The sequence below is a fragment of the Streptomyces sp. NP-1717 genome (genome assembly GCF_022695985.1).
Classification (GTDB): domain Bacteria; phylum Actinomycetota; class Actinomycetes; order Streptomycetales; family Streptomycetaceae; genus Streptomyces.
This window is the reverse complement of sequence record NZ_JAAPBF010000020.1, coordinates 1-15,589: the sequence shown is the minus strand read 5'-3', so window position 1 is coordinate 15,589 and position 15,589 is coordinate 1. Positions and strand designations below refer to the sequence as shown.

Genomic DNA, 15,589 nt, shown 5'->3' with positions numbered 1-15,589 from the left:
CGTACCGGACATGCCACGAGTAGGCCACGGGCGTGCCACGGAATGAGCCGTGGGACACGAGTCCCGGTTGAGGGTTTTGAGACTGTTCACTTACGTTTCGCCATGCCACTTACGGGATTTTGCGCTCTTTCCCGAGGCCCGACTTTCGTATAAGGGGGCGGGCCTGAAATAGTTCCCCCCGATGTTCGCCATCCCTAGACTCCCTGTGATGGGAGCAACCCGGGGGACAACTAGTGGGGCATGGAGTGCCGGAACTCGTACTTGAACTGAACGGAAGGACCTGGACGCTCGATCAGTCCAGGTCGTACACCCTGGGGCGTGATCCGCAGGGCGACCTCGTGATCGACGACGCACGGGTCTCGTGGCGTCACGCCACCATCAGCTGGGGAGGCCGTGGTTGGGTAATTGAGGACCACGGCAGCACCAACGGCACTTATGTCCAGGGTCAGCGGATCCACCAGATGGAAATCGGCCCCGGTACCGCCGTACATCTCGGCAATGCGACCGACGGACCGCGGCTGAATCTGAGCGGCGCGGCGGCCGGTGCGCACAACCCGCAGGGCGCGCCCCAGCAGGCCCACGCGCCACAGGCGCAGGCACCGCAGGCACCGCAGGTGCAGCACGCGCAGCCGCAGGCACAGGGCGCCCCCGGCTGGGCGCCCCAGCAGCAGCCGCCCCAGCAGCAGGGCTGGCAGCAGCCGCCACCCCAGCACCAACAGCAGCAGCCCCAGCACGGCTACGTACCGCCGCAGCACGGAGGGCCGCACGGCCCCGGCGCCGGCGGTCAGGGCGGTCCCGGCTCCGGTGGCGCGGCGGGGGCGCCGCCGGTGTACGGGGACCGCAGTCCGACCACCTTCCACCAGGTGGCCCTCGGCCGGGTGATGCGCATCGGCCGTGCGCTGGAGAACGAACTGGTCGTCTCCGACCTCCAGGTCTCCCGGCTGCACGCCGAGTTCACCTCGACGCCCGACGGCCGTTTCCAGATCCGTGACCTCGGATCCCACAACGGCACGTACGTCAACGGCCAGCCGATCCCCAAGTCCGGTACGGCGCTCATCGGCCCGAACGACATCGTGGGCGTCGGCCACTCGACCTTCCGGCTCGTCGGCGACCGGCTCGAAGAGTTCGTCGACACCGGTGAGGTCTCCTTCTCCGCCCGCCACCTCACGGTGACGGTCGACGGCGGCAAGCAGATCCTCAAGGACGTCTCCTTCGGTGTCCCCGAGAAGTCGCTCATCGCGGTCATCGGCCCCTCGGGCTCCGGAAAGTCCACGCTCCTCAAGGCGCTCACCGGCTACCGGCCCGCCAACGAGGGCGACGTCCTGTACGACAACAGGAATCTGTACAAGCAGTTCGCCGAACTGCGCCAGCGCATCGGTCTGGTCCCGCAGGACGACATCCTGCACAAGGAGCTGACCGTACGGAAGGCGCTCAAGTACGCCGCCAAGCTCCGCTTCCCCGGTGACACCGCCGAGTCCGAGCGCGAGGCGCGCATCGACGAGGTGCTGCGCGAGCTGAAGCTCGACATCCACAAGGAGAAGCGGGTCACCTCGCTCTCCGGAGGCCAGCGCAAGCGTGTCTCGGTCGCCCTCGAACTGCTGACCAAGCCGTCGCTGATCTTCCTGGACGAGCCCACCTCCGGTCTCGACCCGGGCATGGACCGCGACGTCATGCAGCTCCTGCGCGGCCTCGCCGACGACGGCCGTACCGTCCTCGTCGTCACCCACTCCGTGGCCGAGCTGGCGATCTGCGACAAGCTGCTCGTCATGGCGCCCGGCGGCTCGGTCGCGTACTTCGGACCGCCGGAGGAAGCGCTCAACTTCTTCGGCTACACCACGTGGGCCGACGTCTTCTCGGCGTTCGAGAACTACCGCGACTACGACTGGGCGGGCCGCTGGCGCGGCTCGCAGCACTACCAGATGTACGCCGCCGACATCGACGCCGTCGCCGCGCAGTCCGTCCACATGCCGACGCCGCAGCAGATGCGCCCGCCGAAGCCGCAGAGCTGGGGCTCCCAGCTGTGGACGCTGATCCGCCGCTACTCCTCGGTCATCGCCTCCGACCGGGGCTTCCTCGGCCTGATGGTGATACTGCCCGCCGTCCTCGGCATCGTGAGCGTCGTGATACCGGCGGAGTACGGTCTGGGGCCGCCGGAGGCACCGGCCAGGTTCAACGGCAAGGCCGGGACGATCCTGCTGATCCTCGCGGTCGGCATGTGCTTCTCGGGTGCCGCGAACTCCGTACGAGAACTGATCAAGGAACGGGTGATCTACGAACGGGAACGGGCCACCGGCCTCTCCCGCTCCGCGTACCTGATGTCCAAGGTCATCGTGCTCGGTGTGATCACGGCCTTCCAGGGCGTCATCATCTGCGGCATCGGCTTCGCGCCCCGCGCGCTGCCCGACGAGGGCCTGATCATGCCGCCGGCCGTCGAGATGTGCATCGTCATCATCGCCCTCGGCTTCACGTCGATGATGTTCGGTCTGGTGATCTCCTCGCTGGTGAAGACCGCCGAGAAGACCATGCCGCTGCTGGTCATGTTCGCGATCGTCCAGGTCGTCTTCACCGGCACGCTCTTCCAGGTCTACGGTTCGCCCGGCCTGGAGCAGTTCGCCTGGCTGATGCCCTCGCGCTGGGCGATCGCCGGCACCGGCTCGACCCTCGACCTGGCGCATCTGATGCCGCCGTGGGACCCCAAGGCCCCCAACGACCTGGACCCGCTCTGGGACCACTCGATCGGGCAGTGGGGATTCAACATCACGGTCCTGCTGCTCATCGGCGCCGTGTGCGGGGTCGTGGTGGCGCGGTTGCTGCGCCGCCACGAGCCGGAGGTCATGCGCAAGTAACGCGGCCGCTCGACACGGAGCACGTACGCCGCCGGTGGGCGGCACCCCTTCGCGGGGTGCCGCCCACCGGCGTCTGTACGAGTCTGTGGCGCGCGTGGTGCGCGTGCTCGTAGGGGCTTCATTGCCCCTACGGCCTTGCGGGGACGGTCGTGCGGCGGCTCAGTAGGCGCTGTCGACGTTGTCGATCGAGCCGTAACGGTCGGCGGCGTAGTTGGCCGCGGCGACGATGTTGGCGACCGGGTGGTACTGGCTGTGCGGGGTGCCCTTGACGTGGTACGTGTCGAAGGTCGGCTTGATGACCTGGAGCAGGCCGATCGACGGGACGCCGTTCTTGGCGTTGATGTCCCAGTTGTTGATCGCACGCGGGTCGCCACTGGACTCACGGATGATGTTGCGGTGCAGACCCTCGTACGTGCCGGGGATCTTCTCCTTCTTCATGATGGACAGGGCTTCCTTGATCCATCCGTTCAGGTTGTTGGCGTAGGTGGGCTTGCGGTCGGCGGAGCGGTTCGCCTTGGCCTTCTCGGCCGCGCGTTTCTTGGCCTTCGCCGACGCCTTGGCCTTGGCGTCGGCCTTCTTCTCGGCGGCGGTCTTGTCCTTGGCGTCGGCCTTGACCGTCGCCGCCGAACCCTGCTTCGCGTGAATCTCCGCGACGCGGTCGGCGATGTTGTTCTGCTTGGTCAGGCTCTCGTGGACGGCTGCGGCCTGGCCGCTGCCGTTCGCGATGTTCCAGGCCACCGGGGCGGTGGACACGGAGGCGGCCACATCCTTGCTCTTGGACTCGGCGGAGGCGTTGCCCGGGATCAGGGAGAAGCTGACGGCCGCGGCGGCGACTGCTGTCACGCCGGCGATCGAGAGCTTGTGGCTCTTCTTCAGACGGTTGCCAGTGGTGCTGGACGCGGTCATACGACATACCTCTTCGAATAGCGGGAGTCGCGGTGGCCGGTCGGCCTGATGCCTTCTTCTCGGCGGCGACGGGTGCAATTCTTAGCGGCAGCAAAAACATGTGGCAAAGGTGGGATGTACGACCCGTGATAGTTGAAAGGGTTGCAAAAGGGACATCCCGCTACCCGGTCAGGGCATGCTTATGCCGGTCTTTATGTCCACTACATACCTTCGTAAGTGATGTGGGTCCTATGTGCGGCGTCACATGGGGCGGGTGTCCGTTTCACCCGAAGTTGCTGACGCAACTCAGAGAGTGAGTGGTCTCCCACGGCAGGACGAGGTGGGCGTCGCCGAGCTCGTGCCAGAGGGAGAGGCGCGGTACAGCCCCCGCACGACCGCGCGCCGCCGCGGCGCGCCCCCGGCGCGCACCGCCGCGCCGGGGCGGCGTCCGGCCGGGTGGGGTACGGCGGTCGTCCCGTCCCGCCGGCGATGGTCCGCCTTGGCCGGCGATTGCCTTCTCGGGCTGGTGCGGCGCGGTCAGCGGCCCGTTCAGGGCACGTACCCCGCGCCGGGGGTGACCAGCGGGTCCGTCCAGCCGGATGAGATTGCCGGGTCGGGCGCCGGTTCCGGGGCGCGTACGGCGGTCGTCCCGCCTCCGACGATCTTCTTCTCGGGCTGGGCGGCCCGTTCAGGGCACGTACCCCCGCGCCGGGGGCCACCGGGTCCGTCCAGTCGGGCGCCGGGCGTCGGCTCCGGGGCGCGTACGGCCGTCGTTCCGACAGCGATGGTCCGCCCGTGGTCGTCGTCGCCGGGGCCTCGAAGCGCTGGGGGTGCGGCGGCGACTCCCTGAGCCGGAGCCGTCAGGCAGGGAGGGCGAAGAGCGGCTGGTCCCGCTCCGCGCGCCCGCCACAGCCGGGTGCCCGCCGGGTCCAGCGGCTCCTCCTGCCCGAGGCCCTCGCCGCCCGGCAGGCGTACGGCCGCTCAGGGCCGGGACGCCGTCACCCCGCGTGGCGAAGGGGACGACCAGCCGCTACCCGCCCTGCCGCCGTCGACCGCAGCTGGCAGCTGCCCGCCAGCTCCCCGGACATGCGTGGTGTGACGCCCCCGTGCCGCGGCCAACAGGAGCCGGACGTCGTCACGCCCGGGCCGCGCCGCGCCGTTCCGGCGCGCGCCGCGCCCGTCAGGACGCCACTCCCAGTAACGACGTCGCCGAGTAGCGGCCGCTCCTCGGCCGCTGACGCAGCAGCCGCAGGAAGCCCGGCACCACGGAGCGGGGCTCCGGGCGCGGTTCGGCGTCGTCCGGCACCGCCGCCGCGTACAGATCCGTCTGCATGTCGCCCGGGTCGACCGTCCACACCCGCAGCTGCGGCTCCTCCACGGCGAGCACGGCCGCCAGATGGTCGAGCGCGGCCTTCGACGCCCCGTACCCGCCCCACGTCTCGTACGCCTCCGCCGCCGCGTCCGAACTGACGGCGATCACCGTGCCCGCGCCGCCCGCCCGCAGCAGCGGCAGCGCCTCCTGCACCAGCCCGAGCGCCGCCACCACGTTCGTCTCCAGCGCGGCCCGCAGCCCGTCGAGCGCAAGCGCGTCCAGCCGTACGAGCGGCTCGGCGCCCAGCGCGCTCGCGTTGCTCACCAGCAGATCGACCCCGCCGAGCCCGGCCGCCGCCGCGACCAGCTCCGCGCGGTGGACGGGATCGGTCACATCCCCCGGGACCGCCGTCACCCGCGTCCCGTGCGCCCGGATCTCCGCCGCCGCCTCCGCCAGCGGGCCCGCCGTCCTGGCGTCGAGCACCAGGTCCCAGCCCTCGCGCGCGAGCGCGCCGCCGAGCGCGCGCCCCAGCCCCTTGGAAGCTCCCGTGATGATCGCTACCGGCATGGCGTCCCCTCCGTCTCGCCTCGGGTCGGCTCCGGACGACGTCGCCGAGGGCCGCTGTCCTCAACGTAGAAAGGACGGGCGCCCCGCCGCCTCGGGCGCGAGTCCCGGCGCGGCGAGGCACTTCGGCCTAGGCCGTTGGCCCTCGTCCCACTGCGCCTCAGGCCCGATCCGGCCACTCCCGCCCGCCGGTACGGTGAGGCCATGAGCCATCGACCGAGCTCCGGGCTCGCCGCCGTGAGCACCGCACTCCTGGCGATGAGCAGACATCTGGAAGTACGGGACGTCCTGAAGACGATCGTCGCCTCCGCCCGCGAACTGCTCGACGCCGAGTACGCGGCGCTCGGCGTCCCCGACGACCACGGCGGCTTCTCCCAGTTCGTGGTCGACGGCGTCAGTGACGAGCAGTGGAGGGCCATCGGCCCGCTCCCGCGCCAGCACGGCATCCTCGCGGCGATGCTCCACGAGGCACGGCCCGAGCGGCTCGCCGACGTGAAGAAGGACCCCCGCTTCGGCGGCTGGCCCGGCGCCCACCCCGACATGTCCGACTTCCTCGGCCTGCCCATCCGCGACGGCGAGCAGACGATCGGCATCCTCTTCCTCGCCAACAAGCGCTGCCCCAAGCCCGTCGGCGGCTGCGGATTCACCGAGGAGGACGAGGAACTCCTCGGCATCCTCGCCCAGCACGCCGCCATTGCCCTCACCAACGCCGGGCTGTACGAGCGCAGCCGGGAACTGACCATCGCCGAGGAACGCTCCCGGCTCGCCCACGAACTCCACGACGCGGTCAGCCAGAAACTCTTCTCGCTGCGCCTCACCGCCCAGGCCGTGGCCAGCCTCATAGACCGCGACCCGGCACGGGCCAAGGGCGAACTGCAACAGGTCGCCGACCTCGCCGCCGAGGCCGCCGACGAACTGCGCGCCGCGGTCGTCGAGCTGCGCCCCGCGGCCCTCGACGAGGACGGCCTCGTCCATACATTGCGCACCCACACCCAGGTGCTCGACCGCGCGCACGCCGCACAGGTCACCTTCGACAGCTGCGGGGTACGGGCCCTGCCCGCCGCACAGGAGGAGGCGATGCTGCGCGTCGCCCAGGAAGCGCTCCACAACGCGCTGCGCCACTCCGGCGCGGACCGTGTCGACGTCTCCATCGCCCCCCGTGGCCCGGGCGCGGTCCTCAGCGTCACCGACAACGGCAAGGGCTTCGAACCGAGGGCCGTCCGCAGGGCCGGCCGCCACCTCGGGCTCGTCTCGATGCGGGACAGGTCGAGCGGTGTGGGCGGCAGGCTGACCGTGCAATCGGCGCCCGGACAGGGCACCACGATCGAGATGGAAGTGCCCGGTGGCTGACAACAGGAGAATCCGCGTGCTGCTGGTGGACGACCACCAGGTGGTCCGGCGCGGACTGCGCACCTTCCTGGAGATCCAGGACGACATAGAGGTCGTCGGCGAGGCGTCCGACGGCGACGAGGGCGTGGCCGGTGCGGAGGAGCTGCGCCCGGACGTCGTCCTGATGGACATCAAGATGCCCGGCACCGACGGCATCGAGGCGCTGCGCAAGCTCCGCGATCTGGCCAACCCCGCCAAGGTGCTGATCGTCACGAGCTTCACCGAGCAGCGCACGGTGGTGCCCGCGCTGCGTGCGGGGGCGGCCGGCTACGTCTACAAGGACGTCGACCCGGAGGCGCTGGCCGGCGCCATCCGCTCCGTGCACGCCGGTCATGTCCTGCTCCAGCCGGAGGTGGCGGGTGCCCTGCTGGCCCAGGACGACCCCGGCACGGGACACGGCAGGGGGTCCTCGCTCACCGACCGGGAGCGCGAAGTGCTCACCCTGATCGCGGACGGCCGCTCCAACCGGGAGATCGCCCGCGCGCTCGTCCTCTCGGAGAAGACCGTCAAGACGCATGTCTCGAACATCCTGATGAAGCTCGACCTCGCCGACCGCACACAGGCCGCGCTGTGGGCCGTACGGCACGGGATCACGGGCTGAGCGCGGACCAGGCCCCCGGAACCTCTCCACCGCCGATTCGGAATGTCGTCTTCCGATCTGAGATTCATACCGTCGGGTGTATGTCACTCACACGGCGTATCCCCGGCGGCGTCCGGGCGTTCTCCATGGCGAGCCGCGGAGTACCGCCGCGGCCCTTGCGATGGAGGATCCTGAAAATGAACAACCTCAAGAAGGCAGCCGCCCTCACCATGATCGCCGGTGGCCTCGTCGCCGCCGGCTCCGGTGCCGCCTTCGCCACCGACGGCGCCCACGCCGACGGCAAGGCCGTGCACTCGCCGGGCGTCGGCTCGGGCAACCTGGTCCAGGCCCCGATCCACATCCCCGTGAACGCGGTCGGCAACACGGTCAACGTGATCGGCGTCCTCAACCCGGCGTTCGGCAACGGCGGCCTCAACGGCTGATCCACCGCCCGCCCCACGCCGTCCAGGCGCTTCGCGGCCCCGGTGTCCGTCCTCGGCGACGGACACCGGGGCCGTGCCGAATGTCACAACCCCCGGCACCTCTTCAGCGCGGCCCGCGGTCCAACTCCTCCACATACGCGTTGTACGCCGCCACCTGAGCCCGCCTCGACACCCGCTCCACCGGCCGCAGCGCCTCACCCCGCGCCGCCATCTCCGACGCGCTCACCGCCCCGCCGTGCCCGTTCTCCCGCGCCAGCGCGACCAGCAGACCCACCCGCTGCGCCAGCTCCAGCACCCGTACCGCACGCGGCGGATAGCCCGGAGCGAGCACCTCACGGCCACGCTCCGCCCGCGCCCGGTACGCGTCCAGCGCCGCCTCGGCCACCGGCCCCGACCCCGCGACGTCCAGCCGCGACAGCACCTCCGTCGCGTCCCGCAGCGCCTCGGCCAGCTCCCGCTCCGCCTCACCCAGCGACGGTACGTCCGCCGGCGGCGCCTCCCGCACCGGCAGACAGTGCCAGACCACCTCCACATGCAGGTCGCCCTCGGGCCCCACCGCCGACACCTCGGGCACCAGCCCGTACGCCGCCCCCGAGGCGACCACCGCCTCCTCCGCCTCCAGCGCGCGGGCGTTGAACTCCGGCGGCCCGCTGAGCCCCAGCGGATGCCCCGGCGCCGGAAGCGCCACCCGGTACCCGGTCACCCCGAGCGCCCGCAGCCGGCCGAGCGCCAGCGTCAGCCCGACCGGCCCCGTCTCACCCGGCAGCCCGGCCACCCGGTGCACCGCGTCCGTCCCGACGATCGCGAGCACGGCGTCGTCCGGCGATACGAAACCGGCAAGGAGGGCATTTCCCCAGGCCGCCAACAGTCCTGAGCGTGGTTCCAGAAGCATGGCCCCAGCCTAGGGAACGGACCTAAGGAGTTGACCGCCGGACCGGTGGCGTAGGTTTTCCCTGTGGAGCTGCGCCCACAGGCGCATGCCAGATCTCAAGACAGCATGGGGAGACAACGCGCTCATGAGCGATGTACTGGAGCTGGTGGACGTATCCGTGGTCCGCGACGGCCGCGCTCTGGTGGACGACGTCTCCTGGTCCGTCAAGGAAGGCGAACGCTGGGTCATCCTCGGCCCCAACGGCGCCGGAAAGACCACCCTCCTCAACCTCGCGTCCAGCTACCTCTTCCCCTCCAAGGGCAAGGTCAAGATCCTCGGCGACAAGCTCGGCAAGGTCGACGTCTTCGAGCTCCGCCCCCGCATCGGCATGGCCGGAGTCGCCATGGCCGAGAAGCTGCCCAAGCGCCAGACCGTGCTGGAGACCGTCCTCACCGCCGCGTACGGCATGACCGCCACCTGGCACGAGAACTACGACGAGGTCGACGAGCGGCGAGCCCGTGCCTTCCTCGACCGGCTCGGCATGACCGAGTACCTGGACCGCAGGTTCGGCACGCTCTCCGAGGGCGAGCGCAAGCGCACCCTGATCGCCCGCGCGATGATGACCGACCCCGAACTGCTGCTCCTGGACGAGCCCGCCGCCGGTCTCGACCTCGGCGGCCGGGAAGATCTCGTACGCCGGCTCGGGCGGCTCGCCAGGGACCCGTACGCCCCCTCCATGATCATGGTCACCCACCATGTCGAGGAGATCGCCCCCGGATTCACGCACGTCCTGATGATCCGCCAGGGCAAGGTCCTCGCCGCGGGACCCATGGAGACCGAGCTGACGTCCCGTAACCTCTCCCTCTGCTTCGGCCTCCCGCTCATCGTCGAGCAGGCCAACGACCGCTGGTCCGCCCGCGGTCTGCCCCTTCGCTGACCTCCCGGACCCCCGGCGGCCCCCCTGGCGCACGCGCGCCCCATATGACCTGATCGCACCCCTGTCCGGACCGGACTCGCCGCCCTACCATGAGGGTTGTGGAAATCGAAGCATGGGTGTGGTGGCTGATCGCGGCCGTGGGACTGGGAATTCCGCTCGTCCTGACGGCGATGCCCGAGTTCGGGATGTTCTCCGCGGGCGCGGTGTCCGGTGCCGTCGTCGCGGCCCTCGGTGGCGGAATCGTGGCGCAGGTCCTCGTCTTCGTGGCGGTCTCGGTCGCCCTCATCGCCGTCGTACGGCCACTCGCGGCCAGACAAGGCCCCCGAACTCCCCGCCTCGCCACGGGAATCGACGCCCTGAAGGGACGTCAGGCCGTGGTCCTGGAACGGGTCGACAGCGCCGGCGGCAGGATCAAACTCGCCGGTGAGATCTGGTCCGCACGCTCCCTCGACTCCGAACAGGTCTTTGAACCGGGGGAGAAGGTCGATGTCGCCGACATCGACGGCGCGACCGCAGTGGTGATGTGAGCGCCCGCCACATCCGCGTACGCCGTCCGAACTGAGCCAACCAGGCCGAACCGGCCGCACACGCAGGCGTGTTCTGCGAAACTAGATCATCTGACAGTCCGGCAGTCCGGCAGCGAAGGGCAGTAGGAACGCGATGCCATCAATCATCATCGTCTTGGTCATCCTGGTGGTGCTTGTATTCATCGCCCTGATCAAGACGATCCAGGTCATCCCGCAGGCGAGCGCCGCCATCGTGGAGCGCTTCGGGCGCTACACCCGCACGCTCAACGCGGGCCTGAACATCGTGGTCCCGTTCATCGACTCGATCCGCAACCGCATCGACCTCCGTGAACAGGTCGTCCCCTTCCCGCCCCAGCCGGTGATCACCCAGGACAACCTGGTCGTCAACATCGACACCGTCATCTATTACCAGGTCACCGACGCCCGCGCCGCGACGTACGAGGTGGCCAGCTACATCCAGGCGATCGAACAGCTCACCGTCACCACGCTGCGCAACATCATCGGCGGCATGGACCTGGAGCGGACCCTCACCTCCCGCGAGGAGATCAACGCGGCCCTGCGCGGAGTCCTCGACGAAGCCACCGGCAAGTGGGGCATCCGCGTCAACCGCGTCGAGCTCAAGGCCATCGAGCCGCCGACCTCCATCCAGGACTCGATGGAGAAGCAGATGCGCGCGGACCGCGACAAGCGCGCCGCGATCCTCACCGCCGAGGGCATCCGGCAGTCGGCGATCCTGACCGCCGAGGGCGAGAAGCAGTCGGCGATCCTGCGGGCCGAAGGTGAGGCCAAGGCGGCCGCCCTGCGCGCCGAGGGCGAGGCCCAGGCCATCCGTACGGTCTTCGAGTCCATCCACGCCGGAGACCCCGACCAGAAGCTCCTCGCCTACCAGTACCTCCAGATGCTCCCCAAGATCGCCGAGGGCGACGCCAACAAGCTCTGGATCGTGCCCAGCGAGATCGGCGACGCGCTCAAGGGACTCAGCGGCGCGTTCGACAACCTCGGCGCCGGCGTACCGGGCTTCAACACCGGCAAGGAGCGGCGCCAGCAGCCGCCGCTCGACTGACCGGCGCGCGCCGGTTCACGCGGGCCGATCCGAGCGGACCGACGCGCGCGGACCGGCCCGTGGGCCACGGTCCCGTACGCGACGCACCACCTCGTCGTACGGGACCCTGCCCGCGGTACGGGACACCGTCCGGAGTCGGGCATGATCGGTGCAGAAACCACCGATCACCGAGGGGCGTACCGCGTGACCATCTGGGAGATGCTCGCCGTCTTCGTCGCGGGCACCTGCGCCGGAACCATCAACGCCATGGTCGGGTCGGGCACCCTGATCACGTTCCCCGTACTGCTCGCGACCGGCATGCCCCCCGTCACCGCCACCGTCTCCAACGCACTCGGCCTGATACCGGGCGCCGTCAGCGGAGCCATCGGCTACCGCGCGGAACTCACCGGACAGCGCCGCCGCGTCCTGCGCCTGGGAGCCGCCGCCGTCTGCGGCGGCCTCTGCGGGGCGATCCTGCTCGTCTCCCTGCCCTCGACCGCCTTCGAGACGATCGTGCCGGTCCTCGTCAGCCTCGCCCTCGTGCTGGTGATCCTCCAGCCCCGGCTCTCCAAGACCGTCCAGCGCCGCCGCGAGCGCAAGAACGTCATGACCAAGACCGACGGCGGCCCGCTGCTCGTCGGCGGCGTACTGACCGCCAGCATCTACGGGGGCTACTTCACGGCCGCCCAGGGAATCATCTACATGTCCCTGATGGGCATGCTGATCGACGACGAGATGCAGCGGCTCAACGCCGTCAAGAACGTCCTCGCCGCCGTCGTCAACACCATCGCGGCGGTGTTCTTCCTCTTCGTGGCGCACTTCGACTGGACGGCGGTCGTGCTCATCGCCGTGGGCTCCGCGATCGGCGGCCAGATCGGCGCGAAGGTCGGCAGACGGCTGTCGCCCGCGGTGCTGCGCGGGCTGATCGTGGTCGTCGGCACGGTGGCCGTCGTCCAGCTCGTCACGCGCTGACGCGTCCACGGCCGTCGGGCGGGCCGCACACACGGCCCGCCCGACCAGGAAATCCGATGAAGACCGATGTCCGCCCCGACGTCCCCTCCGACGGCTACGCGGCCGTACCGACCCCCGCCAGCCACTGCGGCAGCGTCGAGCGCTCACCGGCCCGCAGCGCCAACAGCATCGCGTCGGCCGGAGACGGCACGAACGGCTCGTACAGCAGCGGCATTCCCGCCTGTTCCGGCGTCCGGTCGGCCTTGCGGTGATTGTCCTCGGCACACGAAGCGACGGTATTGAGCCAGCTGTCCGCACCACCACGCGACCGCGGCACCACATGGTCCACGGTCGTCCCGCGCCGGCCGCAGTACGCGCACCGGTGCTGGTCGCGTATCAGCACCCCACGCCTCGACCACGGAGCCTGTCTTCGGAACGGCACCCGTACGTACCGGCAGAGCCTGATCACCCGGGGCACCGGGAGATCCACCGCTGCCGCGCGCACCCGCAGACCGGGGTGGGACTGCTCGACGACGGCCTTGTCCTGAAGGACCAGCACCACCGCACGGTTGAGTGTCACCGTCGACAGCGGCTCGAAGCTCGCATTCAGTACCAGCGTGTCCCGCATCCCGCCCACCTCCCGTGTGCCGCCCCGCCGGACGGCGGGCTGGGATCAACTCTGGCCGGGCGCGCCAGGATGGACAACGCAATATCCGCCGATCCGAGTTCCGGGGACGACCCCAATACCCCCGCAACAAAAAAATGCCCTGCTCTGATCTCTCCAAGACCAGGGCAGGGCAAACAACAGCTGAACGCTCAGCCGGCCGCCGGAGCGGTGAACTCACCGATCAGCTGCGCACGCGCCAGCGTGTGGAACCGCAGATTGAACCCGACCACGGCCGGCGAGGCATCCGAATCCGGTCCCAGCGCGTCGCTGTCCACCGCGTACACCGTGAACACGTAGCGGTGCGCGGGATCGCCCTCCGGGGGAGCGGCGCCCCCGAAGTCCTTCGACCCGTAGTCGTTACGGGCGTGAACGGCGCCCTTGGGCAGCCCCTCGAACGAGCCGGAGCCCGCGCCCGTCGGCAACTCGGTGACCGACACCGGGATGTCGAACAGCGACCAGTGCCAGAAACCGCTCCCGGTCGGCGCGTCGGGGTCGAAACACGTCACCGCGAAACTCTTCGTCTCCGCGGGGAACCCCTCCCACCGCAGATGCGGCGACGTGTTCCCCGCCGCGAAGACCTGGGCGTCCTTCAGGACCGCGCCGGGCGCGATGTCGTCGCTCACCACGGTGAAGGACGGCACGGGCGGCAGGAAGTCGTGAGGGAGCGGAGCCCTCTTCGCCTCGGTCACTACTGAACCTCCGGTTTCGGCTTCACGCCGCCGGGCCACGAACCGCGGCCCGACGGCCTTCCGAAGCCGAGACTAGATGGGGACAGACATCAGGCCCAGTTACGACGTCCGCCGACGTCGGCGATCCACTGGTTGAGGTAGGCGGGCCAGTCGGTTCCCTGGAAGTCGTGCAGACCCACCTTGAACGCGCGGAACGAGTCGCTGCCCTCACTGAAGAGGCCCGGCTTCTTGTCCATCTCCAGGATGACGTCCATCTCGCGGTCGTCCGCGACGAACGTCAGCTCCACCTGGTTGAGCCCGCGGTACCGCTGCGGCGGAACGAACTCGATCTCCTGGTAGAACGGCAGCCGCTGACGCGTACCGCGGATGTGCCCGCGCTCCATGTCCGCGCTCTTGAAGCGGAAGTCCAGGCTGATGAAGGCGTCCAGGATGGCCTGCTGGGCGGGGAGCGGGTGCACGTTGATCGGGTCCAGGTCGCCGGAGTCCAGCGCCCGGGCGATCTCCAGCTCCGTCGTCACACCGATGTTCATGCCGTGCAGCTGCTGTCCGGCGATGCTCGTCACCGGGGTCTCCCACGGGATCTCCAGCCCGAACGGCACCACGTGCACCGCACCGGCCTGCACCTCGAAGGCACCACCCAGACGCTGCTTGACGAACTCCAGGTCCTGCTTGACCTCCTGGTCGCCGCCCTCGACCTCGACGCGCGCCTGGAGGCCGACGGAGAGTCCCTCGATCTGCTGGGCGACCGCCCCGCCCTGGATACGCACCTCGCCCTGGACGACCCCGCCCGGCACGACGTTCTGCTCGGTCAGCTCGGTTTCGACGGACGCCCCGCCGGCGCCCATGCTCGCGAGCAGCCTCTTGAAGCCCATAGTCACTCCTCCTGGATCCTGACCTCTGTACGCGTCTACATACGCGCCACGACCGCGGGCGGTTCCCCCGCTACGCTCGGACGCCATGATCGAGCGCCCCGACCGTACGCCGCTGCCCCGCGCCTTCTTCAACCGCCCCGTGCTGGAAGTCGCCCCGGACCTCCTCGGCCGAACTCTCCTGCGCCGCACGGCGGAGGGGACCATCGAGCTCCGCCTCACGGAGGTGGAGGCGTACGCGGGCGACATCGACCCGGGCTCCCACGCCTATCGCGGCCGGACGGCCCGCAACGACGTGATGTTCGGCCCGCCCGGTCACGCGTACGTCTACTTCACGTACGGGATGTGGCACTGCCTCAACCTGGTGTGCGGTCCCGTGGGCCGGGCGAGCGGTGTGCTGCTGCGCGCCGGTGAGGTCCGGGAGGGGAGGGAGCAGGTACGGGAACGACGTGTCTCGGCCCGCCACGACAAGGAACTGGCCAAAGGCCCGGCCCGGTTGGCCACCGGCCTGGACGTCGACCGCGGCCTGAACGGCACGGACGTCTGCGCCGGCGACGACGCGCCCCTGTCCGTACTCACGGGCACACCACCCCCGGCTGATCAGGTACGTAACGGCCCGCGCACCGGCGTGGGCGGCGAAGGCGCCCCGCACCCCTGGCGGTTCTGGATCGACGGGGACCCCACGGTGAGCCCGTACCGGGCACACACTCCCCGCCGCCGGGCAACTTGACGCGCCGGGTCGGTACCCCTAACGTAGTCCGAGCCGCTTTCAACGGGTCTTGTCTCTTCAGCAGCCCGCAGCGGCCACCCACTACCTACGATTCTCCCCTGACGGGTTCTCTTTCGGCATGCCGAAATTCGAACTCATCGGCTCGATTATGAGTCGCCCGGAGAATCGGTTAACGTAGTGAACACGCCGAAAGGGAAACGCGAAAGCGGATATCTGAAAGCGTTCCCGCCGACCGGGAATCGGACGCCGAAAGGTTCTGATAGAGTCGGGAACGCAAGACAGCAAGG

Annotated in this window: 15 protein-coding genes; 9 read left to right on the top strand and 6 right to left on the bottom strand. The window is 69.9% G+C overall.

Annotation, left to right across the window (positions count from 1 at the left end):
* Positions 1-233 precede the first annotated feature (233 nt).
* Positions 234-2,846, top strand: coding sequence for an FHA domain-containing protein (locus GXP76_RS06820; RefSeq protein WP_242570513.1), 2,613 nt, complete (start codon positions 234-236; stop codon positions 2,844-2,846).
* A 159-nt stretch (positions 2,847-3,005) separates the two neighbouring features.
* On the opposite strand, the gene GXP76_RS06815 is transcribed toward GXP76_RS06820, so the two are convergent.
* On the bottom strand, positions 3,006-3,752 hold the full coding sequence (locus GXP76_RS06815; RefSeq protein WP_242570512.1) for a transglycosylase SLT domain-containing protein: 747 nt from the start codon (positions 3,750-3,752) through the stop codon (positions 3,006-3,008).
* 1,159 nt (positions 3,753-4,911) lie between these two features.
* Complete coding sequence (locus GXP76_RS06810; protein WP_242570511.1) at positions 4,912-5,610, bottom strand: SDR family oxidoreductase; 699 nt, start codon at positions 5,608-5,610, stop codon at positions 4,912-4,914.
* Positions 5,611-5,811: 201 nt separating this feature from the next.
* Between GXP76_RS06810 and GXP76_RS06805 the strand changes: the two genes are divergently transcribed.
* The 3 genes from GXP76_RS06805 to GXP76_RS06795 all read left to right on the top strand — a co-directional run bounded on the left by GXP76_RS06805 (position 5,812) and on the right by GXP76_RS06795 (position 8,019).
* Positions 5,812-6,957 (top strand): GAF domain-containing sensor histidine kinase, encoded by a 1,146-nt coding sequence (locus GXP76_RS06805; protein WP_242570510.1) that lies wholly within the window; start codon positions 5,812-5,814, stop codon positions 6,955-6,957.
* Positions 6,950-7,597 (top strand): response regulator transcription factor, encoded by a 648-nt coding sequence (locus GXP76_RS06800; RefSeq protein WP_078078017.1) that lies wholly within the window; start codon positions 6,950-6,952, stop codon positions 7,595-7,597. Before GXP76_RS06805 ends, GXP76_RS06800 begins: the two co-directional genes overlap by 8 nt.
* A gap of 176 nt (positions 7,598-7,773) precedes the next feature.
* Positions 7,774-8,019, top strand: coding sequence for a chaplin (locus tag GXP76_RS06795; RefSeq protein WP_147871995.1), 246 nt, complete (start codon positions 7,774-7,776; stop codon positions 8,017-8,019).
* A gap of 103 nt (positions 8,020-8,122) precedes the next feature.
* On the opposite strand, the gene GXP76_RS06790 is transcribed toward GXP76_RS06795, so the two are convergent.
* Complete coding sequence (locus GXP76_RS06790) at positions 8,123-8,911, bottom strand: hypothetical protein (protein WP_242570509.1); 789 nt, start codon at positions 8,909-8,911, stop codon at positions 8,123-8,125.
* 124 nt (positions 8,912-9,035) lie between these two features.
* Here GXP76_RS06790 and GXP76_RS06785 point away from each other — a divergent pair, with 124 nt between their 5' ends.
* The 4 genes from GXP76_RS06785 (at position 9,036) to GXP76_RS06770 (ending at position 12,368) form a co-directional block, all read left to right on the top strand.
* Positions 9,036-9,827, top strand: a complete 792-nt coding sequence (locus GXP76_RS06785) for an ABC transporter ATP-binding protein (RefSeq protein WP_242570508.1) — start codon at positions 9,036-9,038, stop codon at positions 9,825-9,827.
* A 98-nt stretch (positions 9,828-9,925) separates the two neighbouring features.
* Positions 9,926-10,354 (top strand): NfeD family protein, encoded by a 429-nt coding sequence (locus GXP76_RS06780; RefSeq protein ID WP_242570507.1) that lies wholly within the window; start codon positions 9,926-9,928, stop codon positions 10,352-10,354.
* Positions 10,355-10,487: 133 nt separating this feature from the next.
* Entirely contained in the window at positions 10,488-11,417 is a 930-nt protein-coding gene (locus GXP76_RS06775) for an SPFH domain-containing protein (RefSeq protein WP_078078021.1), read from the top strand.
* 183 nt (positions 11,418-11,600) lie between these two features.
* On the top strand, positions 11,601-12,368 hold the full coding sequence (locus GXP76_RS06770; RefSeq protein ID WP_242570506.1) for a sulfite exporter TauE/SafE family protein: 768 nt from the start codon (positions 11,601-11,603) through the stop codon (positions 12,366-12,368).
* Positions 12,369-12,462: 94 nt separating this feature from the next.
* On the opposite strand, the gene GXP76_RS06765 is transcribed toward GXP76_RS06770, so the two are convergent.
* The 3 genes from GXP76_RS06765 to GXP76_RS06755 form a co-directional block, all read right to left on the bottom strand.
* Positions 12,463-12,975, bottom strand: a complete 513-nt coding sequence (locus tag GXP76_RS06765) for an HNH endonuclease (protein ID WP_078078023.1) — start codon at positions 12,973-12,975, stop codon at positions 12,463-12,465.
* Between the two features lie 188 nt (positions 12,976-13,163).
* Positions 13,164-13,703 (bottom strand): YbhB/YbcL family Raf kinase inhibitor-like protein, encoded by a 540-nt coding sequence (locus GXP76_RS06760; protein ID WP_242570505.1) that lies wholly within the window; start codon positions 13,701-13,703, stop codon positions 13,164-13,166.
* An 89-nt stretch (positions 13,704-13,792) separates the two neighbouring features.
* The gene (locus GXP76_RS06755; RefSeq protein WP_242570504.1) at positions 13,793-14,575 is read right to left on the bottom strand and encodes a sporulation protein; all 783 of its coding nucleotides are present in this window, start codon (positions 14,573-14,575) and stop codon (positions 13,793-13,795) included.
* A gap of 85 nt (positions 14,576-14,660) precedes the next feature.
* Here GXP76_RS06755 and GXP76_RS06750 point away from each other — a divergent pair, with 85 nt between their 5' ends.
* Positions 14,661-15,302, top strand: a complete 642-nt coding sequence (locus GXP76_RS06750; protein WP_242570503.1) for a DNA-3-methyladenine glycosylase — start codon at positions 14,661-14,663, stop codon at positions 15,300-15,302.
* The last annotated feature ends 287 nt before the right edge of the window (positions 15,303-15,589 follow it).

What these genes read in the sequence shown, in the direction of transcription:
- GXP76_RS06765 (WP_078078023.1), bottom strand. Translation starts at nt 12,975, where the DNA reads ATGCGGGACACGCTGGTACTGAATGCGAGCTTCGAGCCGCTGTCGACG.
- GXP76_RS06805 (WP_242570510.1), top strand. Translation starts at nt 5,812, where the DNA reads ATGAGCCATCGACCGAGCTCCGGGCTCGCCGCCGTGAGCACCGCACTC.
- GXP76_RS06750 (WP_242570503.1), top strand. Translation starts at nt 14,661, where the DNA reads ATGATCGAGCGCCCCGACCGTACGCCGCTGCCCCGCGCCTTCTTCAAC.
- GXP76_RS06755 (WP_242570504.1), bottom strand. Translation starts at nt 14,575, where the DNA reads ATGGGCTTCAAGAGGCTGCTCGCGAGCATGGGCGCCGGCGGGGCGTCC.
- GXP76_RS06785 (WP_242570508.1), top strand. Translation starts at nt 9,036, where the DNA reads ATGAGCGATGTACTGGAGCTGGTGGACGTATCCGTGGTCCGCGACGGC.
- GXP76_RS06815 (WP_242570512.1), bottom strand. Translation starts at nt 3,752, where the DNA reads ATGACCGCGTCCAGCACCACTGGCAACCGTCTGAAGAAGAGCCACAAG.
- GXP76_RS06795 (WP_147871995.1), top strand. Translation starts at nt 7,774, where the DNA reads ATGAACAACCTCAAGAAGGCAGCCGCCCTCACCATGATCGCCGGTGGC.
- GXP76_RS06810 (WP_242570511.1), bottom strand. Translation starts at nt 5,610, where the DNA reads ATGCCGGTAGCGATCATCACGGGAGCTTCCAAGGGGCTGGGGCGCGCG.
- GXP76_RS06775 (WP_078078021.1), top strand. Translation starts at nt 10,488, where the DNA reads ATGCCATCAATCATCATCGTCTTGGTCATCCTGGTGGTGCTTGTATTC.
- GXP76_RS06790 (WP_242570509.1), bottom strand. Translation starts at nt 8,911, where the DNA reads ATGCTTCTGGAACCACGCTCAGGACTGTTGGCGGCCTGGGGAAATGCC.